We start from the raw sequence: 1,463 nt of genomic DNA, 5'->3' as shown, positions 1-1,463 counted from the left end.
CAGGGGGAACGCATCTTATTGAACACTGTTCATCAGTGATGAGTATATTTTAAGATAAATTCACCATTGTTAGAAGCTATAAACACACTTTGTAATGACTTTTAAGAGAAAAGAGGAACTAATTAATGGTGATTTTTACTTCCTGCCATTTTTGAGACAATAAAAAGCTTACAACCACTGTTTACAAGTTGTATAATAGTTAGCAATGAGTTGTTTGTGAGAATTTAGTTGACTGAAACAGCGAGGATTTTAGTCAAATACTCATCATCCCACCCGGCTCTAAGTCGCTTGTTCTTTGCTCCAGTTTTTGAGGTTTTTTCTTGATTTAAAAGATTGAGAGAGATATGTCTAAGAATCGCAAAATTTTGCGGAGCATTATCTTTTCTAATCCGACAATCATCTTCGCGAAAACCCACATCTAATACCCAATGTAAGGAATTTTCAACCCCCCAATGGCTGCGTACTGATTCACCAAACTTTTGAGCATTATTTGGTAAACTACTAATGTAATAACGAATTTCGATAGTCGTTTTCCCCTTCACCATTCGCACCGATTCTATCATACCTATGCTGTCAAGTTTCTCCCATTGATTGTCGGGGTCAATCAGCTCTTTGATATCACTTAACATTAAGTGATGTCGGATTTCTGAGCGACCGTGATTGTTTTCTTGTTTGGGCGAATAAACCGTATGTGTAAAGCCAGAAAATCCTTGGCTAATTGCTTGTTTAAACAACTCCTCTACTCTGGCATATAGGGATGGCTGGTTCTTTTTCAAGGTGATTACGTAGTCTCCCCCCTGTTCAACAATTAACTTTACAATTGACCTCTGACAGCCCATCGCATCAATGGTGACAATGCTTCCATTTAATTCTAATACTTTTAATAAAGCCGGAATTGCCGTAATTTCATTAGATTTTTTATCGACTTTAACTTGCCCTAAAACTAATCTTTGACTGGTTGCCCAAGCACTTACCATATGAATGGCTTTTTTGTCTCCTCCCCGATCGTAAGAATGGCGAAGAGTTTTGCCATCAACTGCGATCACTTCTCCTGGATTGAAGCAACTAATAGATTGAATCCAGTTCAAAAAACATTTCTGAAACTGTTCCGGCTTGAGGCGAGAAAATACTCGCGCAATTGTGTCATGTGACGGTATGCCATTCGGCAATTCTAAAAATTTCTTTAACCATTCGTATTTAGAGTGACCGTAACTTTCGATATCCACCCATGTATCAGCACCACAAATCACGGCACAAATTGAGATGGTAATAATATCAGTTAATTGATGGCGTTTTGTTCGCTCAATTCTTGGATCTTCTAAGTCGGCAAAATGGTCGGCAATGGTGATTTTAGGTTTGATCTTCATAAGAACGAACTTTGATTAAATATTTGGTAGGTACTCAATAATCATTCTCCAATATACCAGGTTCTGCTAACATACAATTTAGATGCGTTCGCCCTG

General features: G+C 37.9%; 1 protein-coding gene. It reads right to left on the bottom strand.

Annotation, left to right across the window (positions count from 1 at the left end; all coding sequences use genetic code 11):
* Positions 1-224: 224 nt before the first annotated feature.
* Complete coding sequence (locus QUA56_RS36585; protein WP_333368913.1) at positions 225-1,367, bottom strand: ISAs1 family transposase; 1,143 nt, start codon at positions 1,365-1,367, stop codon at positions 225-227.
* Between the last annotated feature and the right edge of the window lie 96 nt (positions 1,368-1,463).

Source organism: Microcoleus sp. N3A4 (assembly GCF_036701805.1).
Lineage (GTDB): Bacteria > Cyanobacteriota > Cyanobacteriia > Cyanobacteriales > Microcoleaceae > Microcoleus.
Note: the sequence above shows the minus strand (reverse complement) of the source record. Positions and strands in the feature narration are given on the sequence as shown.

Coding starts and splice junctions, on each gene's coding strand:
- QUA56_RS36585 (WP_333368913.1), bottom strand. CDS start 1,367: ATGAAGATCAAACCTAAAATCACCATTGCCGACCATTTTGCCGACTTA.